The organism is Natronorubrum sp. A-ect3, assembly GCF_041821125.1.
GTDB lineage: Archaea > Halobacteriota > Halobacteria > Halobacteriales > Natrialbaceae > Natronorubrum > Natronorubrum bangense.
The window spans coordinates 1,084,883-1,108,459 of sequence record NZ_JBGUBB010000001.1; the positions used below are offsets into that span (position 1 = coordinate 1,084,883).

Consider the following 23,577-nt stretch of genomic DNA (forward strand, 5'->3'; position numbering starts at 1 on the left):
CTAACACTCGAGCTGTCACGTCGCCGTTCTTGGATCGCGAGGGAACGCCGTCGCGACGGATCCCCGAGAACTGGTCCCGTGGTGGTGTGAGACTCGCGTAGTGCCGGACAGTTGGCAACCCTTAAGATTGGCTCGCGGTTACACCGCTGTAGTATGAAAGTGGTCGTCTCTATCGGCGGAAGCGTACTCGTGCCTGAACCCGGGGCGGATCGGGTCGCCGAACACGCTGCCGTCGTCGAAGACCTCGTCGAGGACGGCTGTCGTGTCGGTGCTGTCGTCGGTGGCGGCGGCGTCGCGCGTGAGTATATCGGTGCCGCTCGCAACCTGGGGGCAAACGAGATCGAACTCGATCAGCTCGGGATCGATGTCACCCGGCTCAACGCACGCCTGTTGATTACCGCACTCAGCGAGGATTCGGTGACTGCACCGGCCAAAAACTATGACGAAGCCGGCGAGGCGCTTCGCAGAGGTGACATCTGTGTCATGGGCGGTGTTGCCCCGGCACAGACCACCGACGCCGTCGGTGCGGCCCTCGCAGAGTACGTCGACGCCGACTTGCTCGTCTATGCGACGAGCGTTCCCGGTGTCTACAGCGACGATCCGAACGAGACCGACGACGCGACGAAGTTCACGGAGCTTTCGGCCGCAGAGCTCGTCAACGTGATCGCCGACCTCGAGATGAACGCCGGTGCGTCCTCGCCTGTCGACTTGCTGGCGGCAAAGATCATTCAGCGCTCGGGAATGCGAACGATCGTTCTCGACGGCACCGATCCGGACCGGATCGCGCGTGCAGTTCGGTTTGGCGATCACGAAGGGACGGACATTCTTCCCGAAGGTGCCGGCGAAGAACCGACCTACTGGGCACAGAACGAACGATGAGCGGCGACGACGCTCCGGACTCCGCCACCGAACGGGACGTCGAGAGTCCCTACACCCTCCAGCGCGAGGATGGCGACGACACACGCCATGCCTTCTGGGCGGATACGGTTGCAGACCGGATAGAAAACCGAGAGCCGGACGAGCCGATCGTCGTCAAAGGCGGCATCTCGCCGTCGGGCGTCCCGCACCTCGGCAACGTCAACGAGATCATGCGTGGCTACTACGTCGCCGAAGCCCTGCGCGAGCGCGGCCACGAGGTCCGGCAGGTCTTCACTGCTGACGACCGCGACCCACTGCGTGGGCTCCCGCGGACGCTCTGTGATCTCGAGGGGAATCTCGTCGATCTCGGCGAGGTCGATGCGGGCGCACTCGGACGAAACCTCGGCGCGCCCTACACCGATATTCCGGACCCCTTCGGCTGCTGTGACTCGTACGGCGACCACTTCTCGACGATCATCCAGGACAGCGCCGACGCGCTTGACGTTCCGATTGAACTGGTCTCGAACACGGAACTGTACGAGAACGGCGATCTCGAAGACGTCACCCGGTACGTGCTCGAGAATCAGGATCGCGCACGCAAGGTCCTGGCTGCCTACCAGGACAAAGTCGACGAAGACTACGTCCCGTTCAACCCGATCTGTGCGGAGTGTGGCAAGGTGACTGAAACCGTTACTGGCGTCGATCTCGAGGGCGAGACACCGACCGTCGACTATCGCTGTACCGACATGGACGCCGGCGATCAGACGATCGATGGCTGTGGCCACGAGGGGACGGCAACCCTGCGCGAAGGGAAGATGCCCTGGCGCTTCGAGTGGCCTGCCCAGTGGCAGGTCCTCGGTGTCGACTTCGAGCCCTTCGGCAAGGACCACGCCGAAGGCTCCTGGCCAAGCGGCCAGGACGTCGCGCGCAACGTCCTCGAGATCGAGCCGCCCGTCCCGATGGTCTACGAGTGGTTCACGCTTGACGGTGAGCCCTTCTCGTCGTCGGAAGGGAACGTCATCCTCGTCTCGGACGTGCTCGAGTTGTTAGAGCCCGAGGTGCTGCGCTATTTCTTCGCGAAAGACCCCTCGAAGGCGCGAGACTTCAGCATCGAGCGCCTCGATCAACTGGTCGACGAGTTCGATCGCCTCGAGGCGATCTACTTCGATGAGATCGATGCGAGCGAGGACGAACAAGCGTTCGCAGATCGTGTCTACCCGCTCGTGGTCGAAGAGCCGCGAGAAGATCGCATTCGACTGCCGTACACCTTTGCAGCGGTGCTTGGCATGACCGACGATCCCGACCTGCGCGAGGAGATCGCTCGGCGGGAGGGTCACATCGCCGACGATGCCCCCGAGTGGGCGATCGACGGGGCACTCAAGCGCGTCGAACAGGCCCGCAACTGGGCCCGACGAACTGAAAACGAGTTCGACTACGAACTCAAGCGCTCGGCCATTCCGGACCACGAGTTCGACGACGCGACCGAGGACGCACTCGCAGATCTCGCAGACTTCATCGAGGAGGGCCACGAACCAGACGAGATTCAGGGCGAGATCTACGAGACGGCGCGACGTCACGACGTCGACGTCGGTGAGTTCTTCAGTGCCGGCTATCGGCTCTTCTTCGACGAGTCCCAGGGGCCAAAGCTCGGCTCGTTCCTTGCGAAAGTCGACCGTGAATTCGTCGTCGCCCGACTCCGCCGAGAACGGTAACACAGACTACTGGTCGGTCATCTGACCGACTTGATAGACAAAAGCCCTTTGAGAACGCCGCTCGGACATACGATCGATGGATCACGGTTTCCCCGCTGTCGTCTCGGTTCCCGAACTCTTCGGCTCTGAGCTGGCGACATGGACTCTCATTGGCCTGCTCATCTACTGGCTCGGCGTTATTGCACTCCGAAGAGCTGATCTCTTGCCGGAGTACGTCGGGACCCAGGGCCCGATTCTTACGTTCCACACCAAACGCGGTCGGGAGTTTCTCGACCGCCTCTCGGGTCCGAAACGGTTCTGGCGTGCGTGGGCAAACCTTGGCGTCGGCATCGCAATCGTCGTGATGGTGGCCATGTTCGTTCTCCTCCTCCTTGCAGCGATCTCTGCAGTCACGTCACCACAGCCAACCGGTTCCGGCGTCCAACAGCCCCGTAACGTGACGCCGATTCCCGGTGTTAACGACTTCCTCCCGCTGTCTGCAACGCCCGGGATCGTCGTCGGGCTCCTCGTCGGACTGGTCGTCCACGAGGGCGGCCACGGCCTGCTCTGTCGCGTCGAGGATATCGGCATCAACTCGATGGGCGTCGCGATGCTTGCGATCATCCCGTTCGGTGCGTTCGTCGAACCCGACCAAGAGAGCAGCCGAAAGGCCTCGAGAGGCGGGCAGACTCGTATGTTTGCGGCGGGCGTCACCAACAACTTCGCGGTCTCGTTGCTCGTCTTCGCACTTCTCTTTGGGCCGATTGCCGGCGCGATTGCCGTCGCCCCCGGCGCTGCAGTCGGCGGCGTTGCGCCCGACTCGTCTGCTGATGCCGCAGGGATCGAACCTAACGACCGGATCACCGCCGTCGATGGCGAGGCCGTCGAGACGAACGACGACCTTGCCGACCGCCTCGAGGCCGCGGCTGGTGACCAGATCACGATCGAACTCAACGGCGAGGAAACCGTTACTGTCGATCGCTCATTGCTCGTCACCACTGCAATGGAGAACGGGCCGGCAGATGTCTCGGCCGGTGACACGATCATCGCCGTCAACGGCCAGCAGGTGGCAACCGAGCGCGGCTTCTTCGAGGCCGTCGGCGACGACGAACGCGTCACGCTGACGACCGAGAACGCAGCCGGCGAGCAGAACGAACGTGAGGTGGCGATCGGTGCCGCCGTCGAGGTCAGTGACGATGGGCCACTCGCGGCTGCAACTGGCCAAACTGACGAGACGTTCGTTATCACCGAGTTCGACGGCGAGCGAACGCACTCGTATGATGAACTCGGCTCGCTGCTCGAGGAGAGCGAGCCCGGTGACGAGGTCTCGGTCGTGGGCTACTTCGGCGATGACCGCGAGGAGCACGAAGTCACACTCGACGACCATCCGCGTGAAGACAGCGGCTTCCTCGGAATCTTCGCGAATCAGGGCATCTCCGGCTTCGAGGTCAGCGATATCGGCGTCCAGCTCTACCCTGCAGAGGAGTACCTGTCGATCCTCGGCGGGAACGGCGGCGACGGTGGCGCGACGGACTCCTTCTTCGGCAAGATCGGGCTGGCGATCTTCCTGCCAGTGATCGGTGTGATCGGGCTTCTCCCGTTCAATTTCGCTGGCTTCACTGGCGGTGTCGAAAACTTCTATGAGGTGCAGGGCTCGCTGGCCGCACTCGGCGACAGCACCGTCTTTATCGTCGCGAACCTGCTGTTCTGGACCGGCTGGATCAACGTCCAACTCGGCTTTTTCAACTGCATTCCGGCGTTCCCACTCGACGGCGGCCACATCTTGCGGACGAGCACCGAGGCCGTCGTCTCGAGACTGCCCATCGAGGCAACCCGTGGCCACGTGCGGACGGTAACGACGACGATCGGGCTAACGATGCTCGTCAGCTTCCTGACGATGCTGTTCCTGCCCTTCCTGCTCTAAACGTTCCGGATTCGGCCTGTTTGCTTTCGCGTGCACATCGTCATCCTCGAGCCAGTCGTGCTCTTGGCTCGGAGCGATAGGGGCCGGGTTCGGGGGGTGCTGGGAAGAAGCAGTTCCTTCTTGTCGGTTGCCTTCTAACCGTCGGCTATGGAACGACGGACACCACCGCGAACGAAAGAGGGCTGGTACATCCTACACGACTTCCGAACGGTCGACTGGGACGCGTGGCGGGATGCACCTGATCACGTCCGCGAACGGGCACTCGAGGAGGGCGCGGCGTTTCTCGCCGACTGCGAGGACGTCACGGACGCCGAAGACGGCGATTCGGGGACGTTCGCCATGCTCGGCCACGAGACTGACCTGCTGTGTATGCACATTCGACCGACGATGGCCGACATCGAACAGCTCGAGCGACGGTTCAACCAGACCGCGTTTGCCGAGTTTACCGAGCAGACTGATTCGTACGTTTCGGTCGCGGAGGTTTCGGATTACGTCACCGACGCCTACTTCGAGGAAGACGAAGAGGTCGAAAGCGCTGGCCTCTCCCGATACTTAGAGCAGAAGCTCTACCCACAGATTCCCGACGCTGAGTACGTCAACTTCTATCCGATGGAAAAGCGCCGCCAGCCAGAACACAACTGGTACGACCTGCCGTTCGAGCAGCGCTCGGAGCATATGAGCTCCCACGGTGACATCGGCCGCAGCTACGGTGGGAAAGTCAGCCAGATCACTGCCGGGAGCATCGGCTTCGACGACTACGAGTGGAGTGTCTCCCTGTTTGCGGACGACCCCGCGAACATCAAGAATCTGCTCGCCGAGATGCGCTTTGATCCGTCGACATCGAAGTATGCCGAGTTCGGTCGGTTCTACGTCGGCCGACGATTCGAACCCGCCGACCTCGACGCGTACATGGCCGGTGATGCCGTCCCGGCCGAAGCGGATGCAGACGACACGAGCGCCCACCCACACGCAGAGGGACACCACGGCGACGCCGATAAGAGCCACGGCCATGGCAGCGGCGACGGCCACGGCGGCAGCTCGAAGCGTGCAGACGACGAAGAGGTCCGCAGCGAACTCGAGGACCTGGGCGTCTATGCGGGCAAACCACATGGCGAGGACGTCCACGCAGTCGTTCTCTACTCGGCGGCGGACCCAGACGAGCTGTTCGAGGAAGTTGATGGACTGCGGACGAACTTCGACCACTACGATACACACGTCAAGACCGCGGTCTACGAGTCCGAATCGGGAGCCGACGACGCCGAGACGGCGATCGTCAGTCTCTGGGAAACCGACCGTGCCGCGAACACGGCCGCGGGCTTCCTTGCAGACCTCCCTGAAATCGTCCGACAGGCGGGCGACGACGAGGACGACTCCTGGGGCACGATGGGGATGTTCTACACCGTCAAGCCGGACCACCGCGAGGACTTCACTGGCGTTTTCGAGGATGCGGCCACACTCCTCGCCGACATGGACGGCCACCGCAAGACCGACCTGCTGGCAAACCGTGAAGACGAAAACGACATGTTCATCGCCAGTCGGTGGGACTCGCGTGAAGACGCCATGCAGTTCTTCCGCAGCGATGCGTTCTCGGAGGCCGTCGAGTTCGGTCGCGACATCCTGACCGACCGGCCACGACACGTCTTCCTCGCCTGAGACAGCGTCGACGCGTCGCTGTTCGACCGTTCTTGATAGTATTTTTCTCAGTGATTCACCGCTCGAGTGATCGTCTCGTTCTTATCGCTCGTCGTAGAAAAAGTAGCCAGCAACGCCTGCAAGCCCCAGCACGAGCGTAATATACGGCCAGTTGCCGGCGTCGTGGTCGGTCAGTGCGGCGTGTGCGGTAACGAAGATCGCAAAGCCGATGTGTGCGACGAGCGTCGCGGCGAGAAACGCAGCGAGATCCATCACCCGGAAGATTCGACGTGCCAGTAATAGCCGTTTCGGACCGGGCTGGCGAAAGGTACTCGAAAGCGCTCCACGAACATCTCGACAGTGAAACGACGTGCGTTCCTCGCAGCCGCAACGTCGATTGCGCTCGCTGGCTGTGCGACCCGTCTCGGACTCGCCGACCGCGTCGAGGTCGATCAGCAGACCGTTCGTGGATATCCCGCAGACGGAGCCGACCCGATCGATGTGGCTGTGAGACGATACGACCTTGCTGACGGGCCGTACTATGAGGGGACGCTCCACGAGCCGCTGGCCGACGACCTCGATGCGGACGACCCACTCGAAATTTCGGACCGACTCGCAGCGCGTCTCGAGTCCGAGTTCGAAAGTGTCGAGTACAGGATCCGTGGCTGTGACGTCGACGGCGGCGACTGTCGACAGACGACGCTCGTCCGATCGGATTTCAACGACCTCGAGGCCGGAGATATCGCTGATCTCGTCGTTCGAAGCTCCGGTGCAGGACTGCTCGCTGTCCACGAGTCACACGAGCAGCGTCGCTGATCGGCATGCTGTCCGCGTGTGATGCATAAATCGAACAGTGGGCCTCAGAAGTCGTGATCCGGGTCGTCTTCGACCTTCCGTTTCATCGACTCACGGCGGGACTTGGCGTCACGACCGGTCGCCTCGAGCAGGAAGCTGTTTTTCGCGTCGACGGCCTCACCGGCGGCCTCGAGTTCGTCGGGGCCGAGTTCGGTGGGGTCGCGTTCGTAGAACTCGACACCGAGTTTGTCCTTCTTGCCGGAGTACTCGACGGCGCCGACGACGACCTTTTCGAAGACGGGGTTGTCGGGTTCGCCGATGACGTAGAGATCGCTCCCCTTGAACTCCTCAGTCTCGGTGATCGGACCGAAGTAGTCCTCGACTGTCGCTTCCATATCGGGGATTCGCTCCTCGAGATACTCTCCGCGGCGCATCTTGTACTCTTTCATGGATTGGAGATACACGGCGGACTGTTTACCTCTTTTCATAGCCGGCGTCGCGAGGGTCGAGTTTTGCCGGCAGTGAAGGCTGGGATGCCAACTAGCGACGTTCCCGTTCGCTGAGATACCCCTTTCGGCACTCAGGACAGATGTCGCCAGTCCGAAGCGAACTGCGGGTGCCGGGCGCGACGAACGCACACTGTGGACAGTAGAATTCAGTTGGAACGCCCTTGCGCGCTGTCCCGCCGCTTTCACCGGGAGCCGGTGCCGACGTCGCTCGCTTGATACCGCTTCCAGCATCGGCTTCCGGCTGCTCGTCGTCGGCCTCGGACTGTGTGTCGGCCGCTGGTGGCTCCATTGTTGCCGTTCTGGCGTCTGCTGCGGCGGCTGATTCGGCGCCTACACCACCGGCTTCGTGATCGGTGTCATCCTCGAGAACGATTGCATCGTCCGTCACCTCGGTCTCCATGGAGTCGACCGTCGAAGCGGTGGCCGTGGCAGCCTCGTCGGTGTCCGACTCGTCATCTGGCCACCCTGCTGGAGTCGTCTCAGAACCGACTGGTGGGCCGACGTCTTCCGAATCCGGCCACTCTCCGTGTTCGCGATCACGGTCCGGGGCCGTCTCATCAGTCTCCTCGAGGATTTCGCCGTCGTCGGTCACCGGCTCGCCGTGTTCGTCGGTTGGCACGTCGAACCCATCGTCAGCCTCGCTTGCGTCGGCGTCAGACGGTGGTGTCGTCGACTCGGCGGCCTCGGCCTCATCGTGGATGAACTCGGCGTCGTCCTCGCTTGCGTCGGCGTCGATGAACTTGGCATCATCGTCGTCGTCGATGAACGCCGTCGAATCGGTTTCGGTGGCCACATCAGGTGGTGTTTCGACACTGTCGGCAGCTTCGGTGTCTGCCGCTGCAGTCGTGTCTGGCTCGGGTTCGGGCTCGGTGGGAAGCGAGTCGGCGTCCGCCTGTAAGGAGAGACTCGTTATCTCGGTGTTCTCGCTGATGACGTTTCGTTCGCCACAGCGGACACACTCTTCGTACTCCTGGACGGTTACGACGACCTCACTGCCCCGTTCTTCGCGCTCGCGTTCGACTTCGGTCTCACCGTAGTCGTGTCCGAGCAGCGAACATCGCAGGACCATTGTCCCACCGTTCCCAGTCATGGCATAAAAAACGTACTGCCTGTCGGAACGTATTCTGCACAGGAGACTGTTTCACATTCTGCAACCGACACCAGCGGCCCCTCGAGTTGGCTCGAGAGCGTCAGATGCTGGAAAAACAACAAACGTCAAATCCCCGGTCGTCGAATACAGAAACGGATGAGAGCAAAGCGGGAGTACCGAGACCGTGAGCCGACCGAGGTAGCGGTACTCGACGAACTCGTCGATCGGACCGAGGACGGCATGACCGTCTTCGAACTCCGTGCTGCTGTCGAGGTGGATATCGACGACCTCGAGCGCGCCCTCTCGACGCTCAAAGAAGACAACTTGATCGTCGTCGAGTCCACGCACAACGAGACGGTGATCAAGCCAGACGAACGAGTCGTCCCCGAAATCCCGACCGACGAGGACGACGAACAGTCGATCAGCGAGTGGCTCCGCGAACGGTTTCCTTTTTGAACCGAAACGCCTGATACGTTCAGGCCCCAGAGAGTAGGCATGAGCGTCATCGAGTCTATTCATACTGACCACGGGGCGACGTTCGGCGAGCGTGACGGACGAACGATCGTCGAACACTTCGGGCGACCTGAGCGCACGCATCGTGCGGTTCGCAACGTCGTCGGCTTGCTCGAGATGGCCTACGGCGTGGTCGTCGTCGAGGGTGACGACCGCCTCGAGTACGTCGACAACGTCGTCTCGAATCGCGTCCCGGACGAAGACGGACAGGGCTGTTATGCGCTCGTGCTCGACCCACAGGGCGGGATCGAAGTCGACCTCTACATCTACAACGCGGGCGAGCGACTCCTCCTCTTTACGCCGCCGGCCGAGGCCGAACCGCTGGCCGAGGAGTGGTCCGAGAAAGTCTTTATTCAGGACGTCGAGATCAGGGTTGCGACCGACGACTACGCAATCTTCGGGATTCACGGCCCCAACGCGACCGAAAAGATCGCGAGCGTCCTCAACGGGGCTGGCTCACCCGACAACCGCTACTCGTTCGTCCGCGGAACGATGGGCGACGAGGGCGTCAGCGTCATCCGCACCGACGCGCTCACTGGCGAGGAGAGCTACGAGGTGATCTGTGGGGCCGACGACGCCGAGGCCGTCTACGACACCCTTCTGAACCACGGCCTGAACGCCGCCCCCTTCGGCTACCGAACCTTCGAGAGTCTCGCCCTCGAGGCGGGCTCGCCGCTTTTCGAGACCGAACTCGAGGGGACGCTCCCGAACGTCCTCGGTCTGCGAACCGCGCTGGACTTCGAGAAAGGCTGTTACGTCGGCCAAGAGGTCGTCTCCCGCGTCGAAAATCGCGGCCAACCCAGCCGGAAACTCGTCGGGCTAACCCTCGACGGCGAGTCCGTTCCCGAAGCCGGTGGGGCCGTCTTCGACGGCGACGCAGCCGTCGGCGAGATTACACGGGCGGGCGAGAGCCCGCTGCTCGAGTCGGTCATCGCACTCGCGCTCGTCGACTACACCCTCGAGAGTGAGACGCTGACGGTCCGTGTCGGTGGCGAAGAAGTCTCCACGAGGGTCTCCGCACTGCCGTTCGTCGAGGGGTCGGATCAGTCGGCTCGACTGCCAGCATACCAGTAGCCCCACAGCGACTGGGCTGTCCGACACACACCACGCAGTCTCGCCCGCAGTATTATTGGTGACTCCATGGTCGGTCCTGTATGCGCTATCTGGAGGTGACGGTCCCCAAGGGGAAACGAGCAGCCGTCATCGACATTCTCGAGGACGAAGGCATCGAGTACGTCGTCAGCGACGAAACCAGCGGTCGGGGGTACACCGCTGTCGTCCGATTTCCCATTCCGACACGGGCCGTCGAGCCGGTGCTCGACCGCCTCAGACAGGCTGGAATTAGCGAGGATGCGAGCGTCGTCGTTATCGACGCCGAGACAGTGATCTCCGAGGAGTTTTCGACGCTTCGAGAACAGTACAGCCACGGCGGGCAGGCTGGTTCGCGAACCTCGAGGCAGGTCCTGCGGACGAAAGCCGACGAACTCACGCCGCCGTTTACGATCTACGCCGTCATGTTGCTCATCAGCGCCGTCGTCGCCACTGCCGGGTTGCTCGCCGACTCGCCGGCGGTCGTGATCGGTGCGATGGTGATTGCGCCGCTGCTCGGGCCAGCACTCGCCGCGAACGTCGGCATCGTCACCGGCGACAGCCGGCTCAAATCGACCGGGTTCAGCTATCAGATCGTCGGCGTCGCGATAGTCGTCGGCGCCTCGATCGGACTCGCGACGCTCGCTCGGCTTGCGGGGCTCGAGCCGGCGGGCGTCGATATCGTCGTCGCCACCGAACTCCAAGAGCGCGTCGCGCCGAATCTCTTCTCGCTCGCGGTGGCGCTTGGGGCGGGAATCGCCGGCATTCTGAGTCTCACACGAGGATTTTCGGAAGCCATCGTCGGCGTGATGATCGCTGCCGCGTTGATCCCGCCGTCGGCCGCGGTCGGGATCACGGTCGCTTGGGGGATGTACGGTGCGGCGACCGGAGCCGCCGTGCTCGTGATCGTCAACGTGCTGTCGATCAACCTCGCCGCACTGGCGACCCTGTGGATCGCTGGCTACCGCCCGCAGGGGCTGTTCGAGGTGTCACCGACCCGGACGCCAACGTACACCTACGCGGCGATCTTCGGGATCGCCCTGTTGGTGTTGGCGGCCCCGCTTGCTGGCATCACCCTGCTCGATTTCCACACGACCGAACTCGAGTCGGTTGCCACGGACGAAGCCGAGACGGTGCTCGAAGAGCCACAGTATGCTGACCGCGAGGTCGACGATGTCACGGTCGAACTCGATGGGAACTACCCGATTCAGTCGGTCGACCGGATCGTCATCACAGTCACTGGACAGACACCGGGGCCGGAACCAGAGCTCGCCGAACGGCTCCACGCGGCGATCAGCCAACACAGCGACGAATCACTGGTCGTCGAGGTCCAGTACGTCGTCGCTGAAGAACACGGCGACGTCGGTGATTGACGGACGGGAGTCAGCGTCGGCACGATCGCCCATCGTGGCCGGCACCGTCGGGAAAGCGACTGCTCAAACTGAACGAAGCGTCCGACCTCGAGCATTCGTTCGGCACATGGGGCTCCGACCGAAAGCGGCGATCGTGACCGACCCGTCTGTCGCCGACTGCTGCCGTTTCGCGCTCCCTCACCCGTCCCCCGAACCGGGCCGATACCGCCGACTCACGGCTTTCCAGCGGCCCCGCCGGAACAGCCAGTAGTTGATCCCGCCGGGGATGGCTGTCTCGAGCAGCAAGGCGAGATAGAGGCCACCGACTCCGAGGGGGGTAACCAGCCCCAGCGCGGCTGCCGGGAGCGCGAAGACGTACCGACCGACGAGCGAGGCGACAAAGGGCAGGCGCGTGTCACCGGCACCCAGCAGCGCTCCTGTGGCCGCGCCGTCGATCCCAAAGGCGATCGAACTGATCGCCCCGACAGCGACGAACGTGGCCGCCAGCGCGAGTTCCTCGCTTCCGGAGACGAACAGGCTCGCAATCGGCTCCGCAAAGACGACCACCAGGATGGCCAGTCCGGTGTAACACACTGCAGAGAGTCGGATAATCGCTGCGCCGTACGCGCCGGCTTCGTCCTCGTCGTTTGCACCGAGGTGTTGGCCGACGAGCGAACTCGAGGCAAGCGAGAGCCCCCAGTTGACGCTGTTGATCAGACTCCGCACCCGGCGGCCGACCTCGAGGGCGGTGACGACCACCGGTCCGAAGGTGGCCGCGATCCACAACAGCGGAAAGACGACGATCCCCTGTGCGAGTCGGCGGCCGATCTCCGGCGCCGAGATTTCGACGACCTGCCAGAGAAGCGCTGGCTCGAGCCACGATCCCGAAAGCGTCACTGGAACTGGGCTGGGTTCCATCCCGAGGATGCCGTAGGATCGGCCGGTCATGCCCCACGCGAGGACGAGCGTGACAAAGCCCGTCGAGACGGAGGTCCCGATCGCTGCGCCGGCGACGCCGAGCCCGAAGCCGAAGATGAGGACCGCACTGAGAGCGATGTTGAGCACGGCCCCGCCGGCGCGGGCGACCATCTCCGTGAACGTGTCGCCGACGCCCGTATAGGTCCGACTGGCGATCAGATTGAGCAGTTCGAACAGGACGGCTGGTGCGACGAGAACGAGATAGGTACGCCCGTGGGCGAGCGACTCCGGCCCGGCACCGAAGAGGCCGATCAGCGAGTCGGCAAAGAGGACGAAGATGGCCGCAATGGGAATTGCGAGTGCGACGGTGAGCAGAATACTCTGTTTCACGACGAGCGTGGCCCGATCGGTCTGCTCGCCGCCATAGTTCTGTGAGACGAGACTGACGGTCCCGCCCGCCAGCCCGAGCCCGAGCATCGTCACGATCTCCCAGAACGCAAGCGCAAAGGCCAGTCCCGCCGTCCCGGCCGTCCCAACGGCGATGCCAACCATCGCGAGATCGGCCGTCTGCTTGGACATGATCGCAAAGCCGGTGATGATTCGGGGCCACGCGAGGTCGACCGTCGGGCGAAACCGCTCGCTGTCGATGATGCCGAGTCGCTCGAGCGTCTCGGCGAGCAACGCGACGGCTGCCGCCTGCCAACCTGCCATCGTCCGGGCGTTTCGAGTGTGGCGGCTTCGGTCTGTCGCCTGCCGACTCCCATCGCGTCGTGTTGTTGCTCTCGCTCGAGTGCCGCCCAGCTTTCGAGATTACGGCCGCAGCCTCGAGAGCATCGTTTTGAGGTGAGACGGCGAGACGAGCGAGGTCGGCCGATCCATGTGGACGCCGATTTCGCCCGAGAGCGCGTTGAGGCCGATCCGCTGGACGGGCTCGGGCAACGAGTAGGCTCGGCGCAGGATGTGGCCGAGTGACTGCTCGCGCTCCAAGTCGTCGCGCCAGGCGCGCTCGTAGGCCGCAAGCGTCGCGGGTCGGTCGGGGTTGATCTCGCGGGCGGCGTGGTCGGCAGCAGTCATCCCATAGAGGATGCCGCCGCCGGTGAACGGTTTCGTCTGGGCGGCCGCATCGCCGATGAGAAACGCACGACGGCTCGTCACGCGGCTGGGTGGCCCGATCGGGATCGCGCCCGAGCAACGATGAGCGACGTCGATCTCGTAGCCGTCGATCAGTTCCTCGAAATGTTTGGTGACCTGCACGCCCGGTGGGGCCGCGAGCCCGTACTCGACACCAGCCTCGCCGCGGGGGATTCGCCACGCAAAGAACGTCGGCGCAGTCAGGTGGACGTCGACGAAGTTCTCGTGGTCGACCTCATCGGAGAAGGCAAGCACGCCGTGAAGGAGTTCATCGGGTTCGGGCAGCGACAGCGCCTCACGAACGCGCGATCGAGGGCCGTCACAGCCGGCCAGCATCTTCCCCTCGACCTCGAGGACGCCATCGGGGCCGTTGACGACGACAGCGATGTGATCGTCGTGTTCGGTCACCGCCGTAACGGTATGCGCTTCGCGGACGTCTGCCCCCGCCTCCCGTGCGAGATCCGCGAGATGGCGATCCAGTCCGACACGGTCGATGACGTTTGAGGCGACGTCGTCCTTATAAAAGGGGTAGGCAGTGCTGTGTGGCCCGCCGACATGAAACCGTGCGCCGTAGATCTCGTTCTGGAACAGTTCCTCACGCGCTCCCTCGCCAGTGAACGCCCAGATGTCCGTGCTCACATGGCCCGAACAGGCCAGTGGCGTCCCCACCGTTCCCTTCTCGAGTGCGAGCACGTCGTACCCCTGTTCGGCGGCCCGTCGCGAGAAGCGCGCCCCGGCTGGACCAACCCCCACGACGACGAAATCGTACATGTCCGTCACGTACTCGGCGGGCAGTAAATAGTTTCTCGAGATTCTCTCACCAGCTTCCGGCCACCGTCGACACTAAAACGGCACCTCTGTGAACAGGTATTATTTTGTGAATTGTCCGTCCTCGATGATGTGTGAACGCGATATCTGTAGTGTCTGTGGTGGATGGCCGCTTCGAAGGTGTGAGATGATCGCCGGCATGTCGACCGGCGCGCTGGTCGTTTTCGGACTCATCGCCGTCGCGCTCGTCCTGTTCGTTACCGAAGCGATCCCAACCGACGTGACGGCGATTGGGATCATCGTCGCGCTGGCCGCCCTCGAGCCGGTTACCGGCGTCGGCTACCGAGCAGCGATTTCGGGCTTTGCGAGCACCGCGACCATCACGATCGTCGCCATGTACATGCTCAGCGCAGGGATCCAGCGGACCGGGCTGGTCCAGCGACTCGGCCTTTGGCTCGCTCGGTTTACTCGCGGCAGTGAGACGCGAGCGTTAGCGGCGACGATTGCCACGACAGGGCCGCTTGCGGGCATTATCAACAACACGCCCGTAGTCGCGGTCTTCATCCCGATGATATCCGAACTCGCCGAAAAGACGGGCATCTCGCCGTCGAAACTGCTCTTGCCACTTTCGTATGCGGCGATCCTCGGTGGGACCCTAACGCTCATCGGGACGTCGACGAACCTGCTCGCCAGCGAGTTCGCCGTCGACCTGCTCGGGCGCGACCCGATCGGGATGTTCGAGTTCACGCTGCTCGGTCTCGTCATTCTGATCGTCGGCTTGGCGTATCTCATGACTGTCGGCCGGTGGTTGACGCCTGCACGAATCCCTGTCGACGCGGATCTCGTCGAGGAGTTCGATCTCGAGGACCATCTCACACACGTCCGTGTTGGCGCTTCCTCTACCGCCGTCGGCAACACTGTCGGCGACCTCGAGGCGCGAACGGAGGCAAACGTTCGGATTCTGCAGCTTCGCCGTGAATCCGATCTCGAGACGGGTGAGACAGGACAGCTCCTCGAGTACGACACAGACGACACCGACGCCGGCGCAACCGCCGGCGCAAGCAGTCGAGAGCAGCAACTGCAGGAAGTCAACGGCCTCGAGTCCGAGCCTGTCGATCCCGACGGCATCGACACACCCGACAACGACCAGCGCGACGCCGAAGACGAATCATACGTCGCGGTCAGAACTGACCAGCGAATTCGCGAGGACGACGTGCTCACGGTCCATGGCTCCCTACAGGCAGTCAACCGGTTCGTCGCGAATCAGGGACTCCACCAGCTCGTCCGCAAGCCGGTGACCGACGAGACGTTCGACGAGTCGACGAGCGAGGACCTGCTCGCGAAGGCGATCGTTCCAGACAAATCTTCGTTCGTCGGCGAAACCCTCGCCGAAACCCGTCTCCGTGAGCTCTACGGGACGACCGTGCTCGCGATCCGTCACGACGGCGAGTTGCTCCGAACCGATCTCGGCGACCACCGGCTCGAGGCTGGTGACGTCCTCCTGGTTCAGACGATCCCCAGTTCGATCCGCCATTTCACCGACTCGAGCGACCTCGTCGTCATCGAAGAGGACGCCTTCGACTGGCTACTCGAAGACGATGTCGACGACCTCGCGCCGCTGTCGCCGAAGACCCCGGTCATGATCACGGTCATGGCAGGGGTGATCGGGACGGCCGCACTCGGGATTGCCCCCATCGTGGTCAGCGCACTCGCTGGCGTCTTCCTTATGGTTGTTACCGGCTGTCTCTCGATCGGCGACGCCTACGATGCCGTTTCCTGGAACGTCATCTTCCTGCTCGCCGGCGTGATCCCGCTCGGTGTCGCCCTCGAGGCCACCGGTGGCTCCCAACTCATTGCCGCCGGGCTCGTGTCAACAGCGAGCTACCTCCCGCTCGTCCTCGTCCTGTTGTTGTTTTCGATCGTGACAGGGCTGCTCGCGAACGTCATCACGCCAGTCGCGACAGTGGTGTTGATGAGTCCCATCGCGATCAACGCCGCGACGAGTCTGGACGCCTCGGCGTTTTCGTTCCTGCTCGCGGTGATGTTCGCCTCCGCGACGTCGTTTATGACGCCCGTTGGCTACCAGACGAATCTGATGGTGTACGGCCCCGGTGGCTACGAGTTCGCCGACTTCCTGCGGGTTGGTGGTCCGCTTCAGTTCCTGTCGGCGCTCGTCACGACGGCCGGTATCGTCCTCATCTGGGGGCTGTAGCGACGGCCGGACGATTTCGGCCACCAGTGCTGGTACTCGAGGGGTTTACACCCTACAGCCGCTAGCTTCGCTATGATCCTGTTCTGGCATCGCCGCGACCGACGGACCACGGACAATCGCGGGCTGGCCGCGGCGGTCGACGCCGACGAGGGGCCGATCGTCCCCGTCTACGTCTTCGATCCTGCCGTCACCGAGCAGATGGGTGAGCGGAAACGCGCGTTCGTCGAGCGCACCGTCGACGCACTCAGACAGCGATACCGGGAGCGAGGCGGCGAACTCGTCGTCAGAACCGGGCCCGCAGCCGACGTTCTCACTGCGCTCAGCGACGAGTACGATGTCGATCGGCTCGTCTCCAACGACTGCACCGACGCCGCCCGCCAAGCACAGACCGATGCCGTCGAGGCCGCCCTCGAGATCCCACTCAAGTCCCACGTCGATTCGGTGCTCGTCGATCCCGCCAGCCTTGAGCCGTCGTATCCGACGTATTCGCAGTTCGCCGCCGACTGGGAGACACACACGAACGCACCGCCGGTACCCGAACCCACCCCCGACGCGCTCGCCGACGTCACGGACACCGAGTCGATCCCGACAACCGCGACCGACATCGAGCTTCCGGCGGCGGGATACGACGCCGCAAGCGGCCGTCTCGAGTCGTTCTGTGCGTCGGGAATTACTCACTACCGTGAGACGCGGGACGACCTCGAGCGGGCCGTCACCGAGCCGACACAGGCCGTTTCCCGGCTCTCGCCGTATCTGGCTGTCGGCGCGATCGGGATTCGGGAGGTCTGGGAGCGGGTCATGGATATCCTCAAGACAGTCGACGGAGCCGAGCGGCGCAACGTCGAGAAGTACGCCGACGAGCTCACCTGGCGCGAACACAACTATCATCTGCTCTCCTACACGCCCACCCTCGAGACCGAGAACTACGACGACCCGCCGAACGAGATCGCCTGGCGAAACGATGCAGACGAGTTCGCGGCCTGGAAACGCGGCGAGACGGGGTATCCACTCGTCGACGCCGGAATGTGCCAACTCGAGCGCGAGGGGTACATTCATAATCGGCCGCGACAGGTCGTCGCGAGTTTCCTGACCAAACACCTCCTGATCGACTGGCGACGCGGCGCGGCCCACTTCAGGGACCGACTGCTCGATCACGACCCAGCAGTCAATGCCGGCAACTGGCAGTGGATCGCCTCGACGGGCACCGACTCCGTCGACGTACGGATCTTCGACCCGGTCGCACAGCTCGCAAAATACGACGCCGATGCCACGTTCGTCCGCGAGTACGTCCCCGAACTCGAGTCGGTGCCCGCCGAACAGATCGTCGAGTGGCCGACGCTCTCGAGTGAGCGTCGACAGGCGCTTGCACCCGACTACCCGGCCCCGATCGTCGATCGAAACGGGGCCTACGAACGAGCCCAGCGGGTCTTCGAGCGAGCACTTGGAAAACGAGACTGACGGTGTCGGCGGGTTACTCGAGCAGCGCCCAGAACCGCTCGGTGTCGCCCTCGAATCGCTCGAGCAGGGCACGCATCGCCGCACGGTGGTCGTCGGTGACTTTCACGTGGACCATCCCCTCGTCGGGCTGGCCGTAGACGACACTCGCCCCCTCAGGGGCGGCGACGATCGCCGGCAACGCGACCAGGTCCTCCTCGCCGTCGACCAGAATCGTCGTCGGCTCCTCGCGATCGAAGGCGTCGACAAGCGTCTCGATCATCTCCACCGACAGTTCGGCGGGCGGGTTCGTGGCCTCGAGTGTCGTCTCTTCGGTGACGGTCTCACGGATCTCCTCGTCGACAGCCTCCCGTTTGGTCCGTTCGTCGACGACGGCGACATCCGGCGGCCGTCCGGCCTCGAGGAAGTGATAGGTAACGACGTCGCCGACGGCGATCAGTGGGCCGTCGACGGCCTCGAGCAGCCGGTCGGCATCGGTTTCGATCGGGCCCATCGGCTCTTTGAGTTCATGTCGGAGCGCGTCGGGAAGAACTAGCAGTTGCTCGTCGCTGTCGGCGGACGCCGAACGGTCGTCCTCGCCAGGCACGGCTACCGGACCTTCAGTGCGTACGCGCCGGGTTCGGTCACCTGCATCTCGGTCGCGATTTCGCTCTCCTCGGGGTGGGCGATGACGACGTAGCCGGCCCAGTCTTCGGTCAGCGACGAGGAGTTACAGGCGTCGCAGGTTTCGTTGTCCGGATCGTTGACCCGGTGACACTCGCGACAGACGAGACGGTCAGCGGCCATGGTTATTCACCCGCTGGCGCTTCGCGTTTCTCGTGTTCTTCCTCGAGCCAGCCGTGTTTGCCGAGGCCGGGCTGTTTTGCTGTTAGACCGATCTTCGAGTCACGCGGGTTGCGCTCGTCGATGCTCTTGGTGACGATACGAGCGCGGACGGCGTCCTCGACGCCGAGTGTTTGGTTGGACTCGCTCGAGGCGAGTTGCTGGTTCTCGCCGTCGAACGCGAGGTACTCGTCGCTGATCTGTGAGACGTGGAGCAGGCCGTCGACGGGGCCGATGCCGACGAAAGCGCCGAACTCGACGACTTCGACGACGGTGCCGTCGACGACTTCCTGCATCTGTGGATCGAAGGTGACGGCGTCGAAGTCGGCTTCGTAGTAGACGCCCGGTTGGTTGGGCAGCACCGTCCCTTCACCGATGTCGTGGACTTCGGTGACCGAGACGACGCTTCCGACCTCTTCGTCCATGCGGCCTTCGAGTTTGTCCTGCAGCAGTCGCTTCACGAGGTCCGGCGAGACGTCGCCGAGTTCCTCCGGTGGTACTTCTACCGTGTCTTTTAGTCTGACCCGTTTGTACATCTATGGTTGAGTGATCGCTAACTTGTTTCTCCCGCGTAATGCAATTACCGGTACACGCGCTTCGAGTACTCGGTCGCCCAGCGGGCGGTCGTTCGTGACGACGTAGTCGACGACACCCTCGCGGGCGAGTTCGACTAGCGCGTCGTCAGCGTACGATGCGTCCGTATCGACGACGAGACAGCGCTCGGTCGCGAGATCGTGACCGACGTTTGCTGCCGTTCCCTCGCGGCCGCCTTTCTCCGAGAGTCGACGGAGCTCTTCGATGACGGCCTGTGGGGCCATCAGTTCGTATCCATCGAGCACCCGGTCAAGCTCGTCGAACAGTCGAACGTCAAGTTCGACCGGCATCATGAGCGCGCTCGTATCGAGGGCGACCTGCGTCGGGGAAGTCATGCTCGTCGCTGTCGTTATTCTTTGAGCGTTCCGAGTCCAATCAGCCGCCAACGAGCGCCGATGCGGCGGTTGATCGCGATCTTTGCGCCTGGTTCAGCGGCGACGGGCCGTTTGAGATTGACCTCGCATTCGCCCTCACGGGCACTGGTCACGGCACCGACTGTCGTCGCAGTTCCAACGGTCATCATCAGCGGCTCGCCAGTGCTGATCTCGTCGACGGTCTCGCCGTGTTCAGCCCCGACGATACGATCGAGCAGGTCGACGTCCATAGTGAACTCCTGCCAGGTCGGCGGCAGCGTCCCCGGTGGGCCTGCCAGTCGACCGGCGAGAGCGTCGCCTTTCGTCAGTGCGGGGTCGAGTCCAGTGCCGACGCCGAGAAGGCCACCCGGTGTGACTGTCTCCGCGGACTCGCCGCCAGCCTGCAGCGAGCGAATCGACGTCTCGATCGGAACGTACTCGGTCTGGCCGCCTTCTTCGACTTCACGGCCGGGACGAATTTCGATCTCGTCGTCGACCTCGAGTTCACCCTGGACGAGGCTGCCGCCGAGGACGCCGCCGGCGAGGTTTTCGTGGGTGGTTCCCGGTTTGTTGATGTCGAAACTGCGGGCGACGTGCATCCGTGGGTCGGCGTCGGGATCCCGGTCGGGTGTGGGAATCTCCTCTTCGATCGCCTGCATCAGTAGGTCGAGGTTGACTTCCTGGCCAGCCGAAACCGGGACAACGGGTGCGTCTTCGGCGACGGTTCCCTCGACGAACTCCTGAATCTCTTCGTAGTTCTGTCGGGCCTGATCGCCGCTGACGAGGTCGACCTTGTTCTGGGCGATGACGATGTTATCGATGCCGATGATGTCGAGCGCCATCAGGTGCTCTTCGGTCTGGGGCTGTGGGACGGATTCGCTGGCACTGATGACCAACACGGCACCGTCCATCAGCGATGCGCCAGAGAGCATCGTTGCCATCAGCGTCTCGTGACCTGGGGCGTCGACGAACGAAACGGTCCGCAGCGGCTCACTCGGTGAGCCGTCCGGACACTCCTCTTCGACGGTGTAACATTCGGGTTCGTCAAGCTCCGCACAGTGGCGGAACGTGGCGTCGGCGTAGCCAAGCCTGATGGAGATTCCGCGTTTCATCTCCTCACTGTGCTGGTCAGTCCACGAGCCGCTGAGGGCCTGTACCAGCGTGGTCTTGCCGTGGTCGACGTGACCGACGAGCCCGATGTTCACCTCCGGTTGTTGATTTCCTGCCATAAGACGGTGAGTAATCTTAGATAAGGGTTCCGTCGTGCGCTTGATAAACCTACTGTTCTGCAGGCGGTTCAGCCCTGGTGATTGCCATCATCTCGGCGACTGTCACGCACAGTAGGGCCGTCTGCGGACGGACGCTGGTCGGATCAGTGCTACGGATCGACGACGAACATGGTGCCAGTGACCTCCTCGACGTCGGGTGATGAGTAGCCGATCACGTACTTCCCTTCGAACGGGAACGTCCACGAATGGCTGGTTCCACCGTCGCTGCCGGTCCATTGACACGGGCTATGCATCTCGACCGGTTCGATCTCGCCAGCGCTATCACTCCACCGCCAGGTTACGTCCGTATTCGAGTCGACCATCACGGGATCCGGATCGAACGCGGGCTCGCTGTCCGGCGAGATCTGTATCGTGATCTCCGACTCACCGGTTCGATCGACCGGGTCGTAGTCGTCGATCTCGTCAAGTTTTGGGTCGTAGCCGTTGTCTTCCTCCTCCTCGTCAGTGTCATCTTCGTCGCCCTCGAGACAGCCTGCTAACAGGGCTGTCGTACAGGCTGCTCCGACGACCGTCCGTCGTGTCCACATTGTACACGACCGTTAGGCGTGCGTAAGGAAAACAGTTCGTCCGTATTCGACTGCTGTACCACGACCATCTCGCCTCGTGGAACGGTTCGGTCCGAGCGACGCATCGGCGTCCGTGCACCTTTGTGGGGCAAGCGTACACTAATCTGGCCGATCTCGACACCGGACGACAACGCACTCGAGTGTGGGTGGCTGCTCCGTATTCGCCGTCGCTGTGGGCGACCGGTCGCTGACGCGACGGTCGTCGTAGTCGGTTGCAGAACCGCTCGAGGAGCGGTACTCGCAGACGCGATAGTTATCGCTCGAGTCGATCACTCCTGCTCGAGAGTACGGTCTCATATCCGGTGCCGACTCGATGACCGGTCGTGCCATGGCGCCAGCAGCCCCAATACTGTCGGCGAACGCCGACGACACGGAGTCGTCTCTGTTCGGCGATCGCTGCGATTGCCGATGCATGCGCTGTGACCTGTTTGAGTTGCCGGCCAACTGCACCGTTCGTTCGACAGGACCCACTGTTTCGCCGCGCGGCGGTGTACACCCTTTAGTAGATCAGTTCGTCGTCGTTTTCGACCATGTACAGCGTTCGGGCAGCGATGTTCACGGCGTGATCGCCCACTCGCTCGAGATCACGGATCGTCAATAACATTCGCGAGACGTCCTCGAGCAGCGCGTCATCGGTCAGCTCGCCGATCGACGTCGTTTCGGCCTCGAGGAGGTCTCGAACGACGACTTCACTTGCGCCCTCACAGAGCGTGTCGATCTCGTCGTCGGTCGCCGCGATCTCGTGGGTCGCCGCCGCGTCGTCGGCTGCGTACGCCTCGACTGCCATCTCGACCATTTCGACTGTCTGTGTCCCGATGTAGTCGATGTCGATCTCGGAGTAGCGCTCTCGTTCGGCCTGCTTGGTGTACTCCGCCAGATTGACCGCGAGATCGCCGATTCGCTCGAGGTCGGTGATGATCTTGAACGAGGCCGCGACGAATCGCAGATCGCCCGCGACGGGCTGTTGCAGGGCGAGCAGTTCGATACAGCGCTGCTCGAGGTCGAGATAGAGCTGGTTGATCTCGTGGTCGCCCGTGATGATCCCCTCGGCGAGGGCGGTGTCTTTGGTCTCGAGAGCCTCGAGCGCCCGGCGAAGTCGCTGGCAGACGAGCGCGCTCATCTCGAGGACGTCCTCGCGCAGTTGCTCGAGTTGCTGTTGGTAGTCGGTTCGTGCCATGGTTATCCGAACTTGCCGGTGATGTAGTCCTCGACGCGATCGTCGTCAGGGTCTTCGAAGATCGTCGCCGTCTCATCGAACTCGACGAGTTCGCCGCCGGTGAGGAAGACGGCGGTCTGATCGGAGATGCGGGCGGCCTGTTGCATGTTGTGGGTGACGATGATGACCGTGTACTCCTCGACGAGTTCGTCGATGAGGTCCTCGATCTTCGAGGCGGCGACGGGATCGAGCGCCGAGGTCGGTTCGTCCATCAGGATGACCTCGGGGTCGGGTGCGATCGCTCGAGCGATGCAGAGTCGTTGTTGCTGGCCACCCGAGAGATCGAGTCCCGAAGAGTCGAGTTTGTCCTTGACCTCGTCCCACAGGGCTGCCCCGCGAAGGGCGCGCTCGACGGCGTCGTCGAGATCGACCTCATCGGCTTTCCCCTGGATACGCAGCCCGTAGGCGACGTTGTCGTAGATCGACTTGGGGAACGGGTTCGGTTTCTGGAAGACCTGTCCGACTTTCCGGCGCAAGGCGACGGGGTCGACGTCTTCGTCGTAGACGTTCTTCCCGTGGAAAGAGAGGTCACCGTCGACGCGACAGACGTCGATCTGGTCGTTCATTCGGTTGATCGAGCGTAGGAACGTCGACTTCCCACAGCCCGAGGGGCCGATGATCGCGGTGACCTCGTGTTCGGGGATCGCCATCGAGACGTCTGAAATCGCCTGCTCGTCGCCGTAGTAGACGTCGAGGTTTTGGGCTTTCACGACCGTCTCGTGCGTGCGATCAGTTCGGTTTTTCTCTCCGGTCTGTACGTCGGTCGTAATCAGCGACTTCTCAGTATTTTTTGTAGACAT

General features: G+C 63.0%; 23 protein-coding genes. 10 read left to right on the forward strand and 13 right to left on the reverse strand.

Annotation, left to right across the window (positions count from 1 at the left end):
* The first annotated feature begins 153 nt into the window (after window positions 1-153).
* The 4 genes from pyrH (at window position 154) to ACERJA_RS05470 (ending at window position 6,126) form a co-directional block, all read left to right on the forward strand.
* Window positions 154-879, forward strand: a complete 726-nt coding sequence (gene pyrH / locus ACERJA_RS05455; protein WP_373607245.1) for a UMP kinase — start codon at window positions 154-156, stop codon at window positions 877-879.
* On the forward strand, window positions 876-2,570 hold the full coding sequence (lysS, locus tag ACERJA_RS05460) for a lysine--tRNA ligase (protein WP_373607246.1): 1,695 nt from the start codon (window positions 876-878) through the stop codon (window positions 2,568-2,570). The genes pyrH and lysS overlap by 4 nt, the downstream gene beginning before the upstream one ends.
* Window positions 2,571-2,646: 76 nt before the next feature.
* Window positions 2,647-4,473, forward strand: coding sequence for a site-2 protease family protein (locus ACERJA_RS05465; protein ID WP_373607247.1), 1,827 nt, complete (start codon window positions 2,647-2,649; stop codon window positions 4,471-4,473).
* 147 nt (window positions 4,474-4,620) lie between these two features.
* Window positions 4,621-6,126 (forward strand): heme-binding protein, encoded by a 1,506-nt coding sequence (locus tag ACERJA_RS05470; protein WP_373607248.1) that lies wholly within the window; start codon window positions 4,621-4,623, stop codon window positions 6,124-6,126.
* Between the two features lie 81 nt (window positions 6,127-6,207).
* Here the strand turns inward: ACERJA_RS05470 and ACERJA_RS05475 are convergent, their stop codons facing one another.
* Window positions 6,208-6,378, reverse strand: coding sequence for a hypothetical protein (locus ACERJA_RS05475; RefSeq protein WP_006066211.1), 171 nt, complete (start codon window positions 6,376-6,378; stop codon window positions 6,208-6,210).
* Window positions 6,379-6,465: 87 nt separating this feature from the next.
* Here ACERJA_RS05475 and ACERJA_RS05480 point away from each other — a divergent pair, with 87 nt between their 5' ends.
* On the forward strand, window positions 6,466-6,921 hold the full coding sequence (locus ACERJA_RS05480; RefSeq protein WP_373607249.1) for a hypothetical protein: 456 nt from the start codon (window positions 6,466-6,468) through the stop codon (window positions 6,919-6,921).
* Window positions 6,922-6,965: 44 nt separating this feature from the next.
* Here the strand turns inward: ACERJA_RS05480 and ACERJA_RS05485 are convergent, their stop codons facing one another.
* Together ACERJA_RS05485 and ACERJA_RS05490 are read right to left on the reverse strand one after the other, a co-directional pair.
* Window positions 6,966-7,349 carry a DUF5611 family protein gene (locus tag ACERJA_RS05485; RefSeq protein WP_373607250.1) on the reverse strand — a complete coding sequence of 128 codons (384 nt, stop codon included), beginning with the start codon at window positions 7,347-7,349 and terminating at the stop codon, window positions 6,966-6,968.
* Between the two features lie 91 nt (window positions 7,350-7,440).
* Window positions 7,441-8,478, reverse strand: coding sequence for a hypothetical protein (locus tag ACERJA_RS05490; RefSeq protein WP_373607251.1), 1,038 nt, complete (start codon window positions 8,476-8,478; stop codon window positions 7,441-7,443).
* Window positions 8,479-8,655: 177 nt separating this feature from the next.
* Here ACERJA_RS05490 and ACERJA_RS05495 point away from each other — a divergent pair, with 177 nt between their 5' ends.
* From ACERJA_RS05495 to ACERJA_RS05505, 3 genes are all read left to right on the forward strand, one after another.
* Complete coding sequence (locus ACERJA_RS05495; RefSeq protein WP_373607253.1) at window positions 8,656-8,955, forward strand: DUF6432 family protein; 300 nt, start codon at window positions 8,656-8,658, stop codon at window positions 8,953-8,955.
* Between the two features lie 39 nt (window positions 8,956-8,994).
* A complete protein-coding gene (locus ACERJA_RS05500; protein WP_373607254.1) occupies window positions 8,995-10,086 on the forward strand; it encodes an aminomethyltransferase family protein in 1,092 nt (363 codons plus the stop codon).
* An 80-nt stretch (window positions 10,087-10,166) separates the two neighbouring features.
* A complete protein-coding gene (locus ACERJA_RS05505; protein WP_373607255.1) occupies window positions 10,167-11,474 on the forward strand; it encodes a TIGR00341 family protein in 1,308 nt (435 codons plus the stop codon).
* Window positions 11,475-11,651: 177 nt separating this feature from the next.
* Here ACERJA_RS05505 and ACERJA_RS05510 read toward each other — a convergent pair whose 3' ends face one another.
* On the reverse strand, window positions 11,652-13,082 hold the full coding sequence (locus ACERJA_RS05510) for an MATE family efflux transporter (protein WP_373607256.1): 1,431 nt from the start codon (window positions 13,080-13,082) through the stop codon (window positions 11,652-11,654).
* Window positions 13,083-13,181: 99 nt separating this feature from the next.
* Complete coding sequence (locus ACERJA_RS05515; protein ID WP_373607258.1) at window positions 13,182-14,273, reverse strand: geranylgeranyl reductase family protein; 1,092 nt, start codon at window positions 14,271-14,273, stop codon at window positions 13,182-13,184.
* 184 nt (window positions 14,274-14,457) lie between these two features.
* On the opposite strand from ACERJA_RS05515, the gene ACERJA_RS05520 reads away from it, so the two are divergent.
* Window positions 14,458-16,482, forward strand: a complete 2,025-nt coding sequence (locus ACERJA_RS05520; RefSeq protein ID WP_373607460.1) for an SLC13 family permease — start codon at window positions 14,458-14,460, stop codon at window positions 16,480-16,482.
* A gap of 72 nt (window positions 16,483-16,554) precedes the next feature.
* Window positions 16,555-17,940 carry a deoxyribodipyrimidine photo-lyase gene (locus tag ACERJA_RS05525; protein WP_373607260.1) on the forward strand — a complete coding sequence of 462 codons (1,386 nt, stop codon included), beginning with the start codon at window positions 16,555-16,557 and terminating at the stop codon, window positions 17,938-17,940.
* A 13-nt stretch (window positions 17,941-17,953) separates the two neighbouring features.
* Here the strand turns inward: ACERJA_RS05525 and ACERJA_RS05530 are convergent, their stop codons facing one another.
* The 8 genes from ACERJA_RS05530 to pstB all read right to left on the reverse strand — a co-directional run bounded on the left by ACERJA_RS05530 (window position 17,954) and on the right by pstB (window position 23,577).
* Window positions 17,954-18,523: a GTP-dependent dephospho-CoA kinase family protein gene (locus ACERJA_RS05530; protein WP_373607262.1), complete on the reverse strand. Its 570-nt coding sequence runs from the start codon at window positions 18,521-18,523 to the stop codon at window positions 17,954-17,956.
* Window positions 18,524-18,525: 2 nt separating this feature from the next.
* Window positions 18,526-18,723 carry a transcription elongation factor subunit Spt4 gene (gene spt4 / locus ACERJA_RS05535; RefSeq protein ID WP_006066198.1) on the reverse strand — a complete coding sequence of 66 codons (198 nt, stop codon included), beginning with the start codon at window positions 18,721-18,723 and terminating at the stop codon, window positions 18,526-18,528.
* Between the two features lie 2 nt (window positions 18,724-18,725).
* Window positions 18,726-19,295 (reverse strand): DNA-directed RNA polymerase, encoded by a 570-nt coding sequence (locus tag ACERJA_RS05540; protein WP_006066197.1) that lies wholly within the window; start codon window positions 19,293-19,295, stop codon window positions 18,726-18,728.
* A complete protein-coding gene (locus tag ACERJA_RS05545) occupies window positions 19,296-19,688 on the reverse strand; it encodes a PIN domain-containing protein (protein WP_373607264.1) in 393 nt (130 codons plus the stop codon).
* Between the two features lie 14 nt (window positions 19,689-19,702).
* Window positions 19,703-20,935, reverse strand: a complete 1,233-nt coding sequence (locus ACERJA_RS05550) for a translation initiation factor IF-2 subunit gamma (RefSeq protein WP_373607265.1) — start codon at window positions 20,933-20,935, stop codon at window positions 19,703-19,705.
* Window positions 20,936-21,084: 149 nt separating this feature from the next.
* The gene (locus ACERJA_RS05555) at window positions 21,085-21,522 is read right to left on the reverse strand and encodes a hypothetical protein (RefSeq protein ID WP_373607267.1); all 438 of its coding nucleotides are present in this window, start codon (window positions 21,520-21,522) and stop codon (window positions 21,085-21,087) included.
* Window positions 21,523-22,060: 538 nt separating this feature from the next.
* The gene (gene phoU / locus ACERJA_RS05560; protein WP_373607268.1) at window positions 22,061-22,738 is read right to left on the reverse strand and encodes a phosphate signaling complex protein PhoU; all 678 of its coding nucleotides are present in this window, start codon (window positions 22,736-22,738) and stop codon (window positions 22,061-22,063) included.
* A 2-nt stretch (window positions 22,739-22,740) separates the two neighbouring features.
* Window positions 22,741-23,577, reverse strand: a complete 837-nt coding sequence (pstB, locus tag ACERJA_RS05565) for a phosphate ABC transporter ATP-binding protein PstB (RefSeq protein WP_373607269.1) — start codon at window positions 23,575-23,577, stop codon at window positions 22,741-22,743.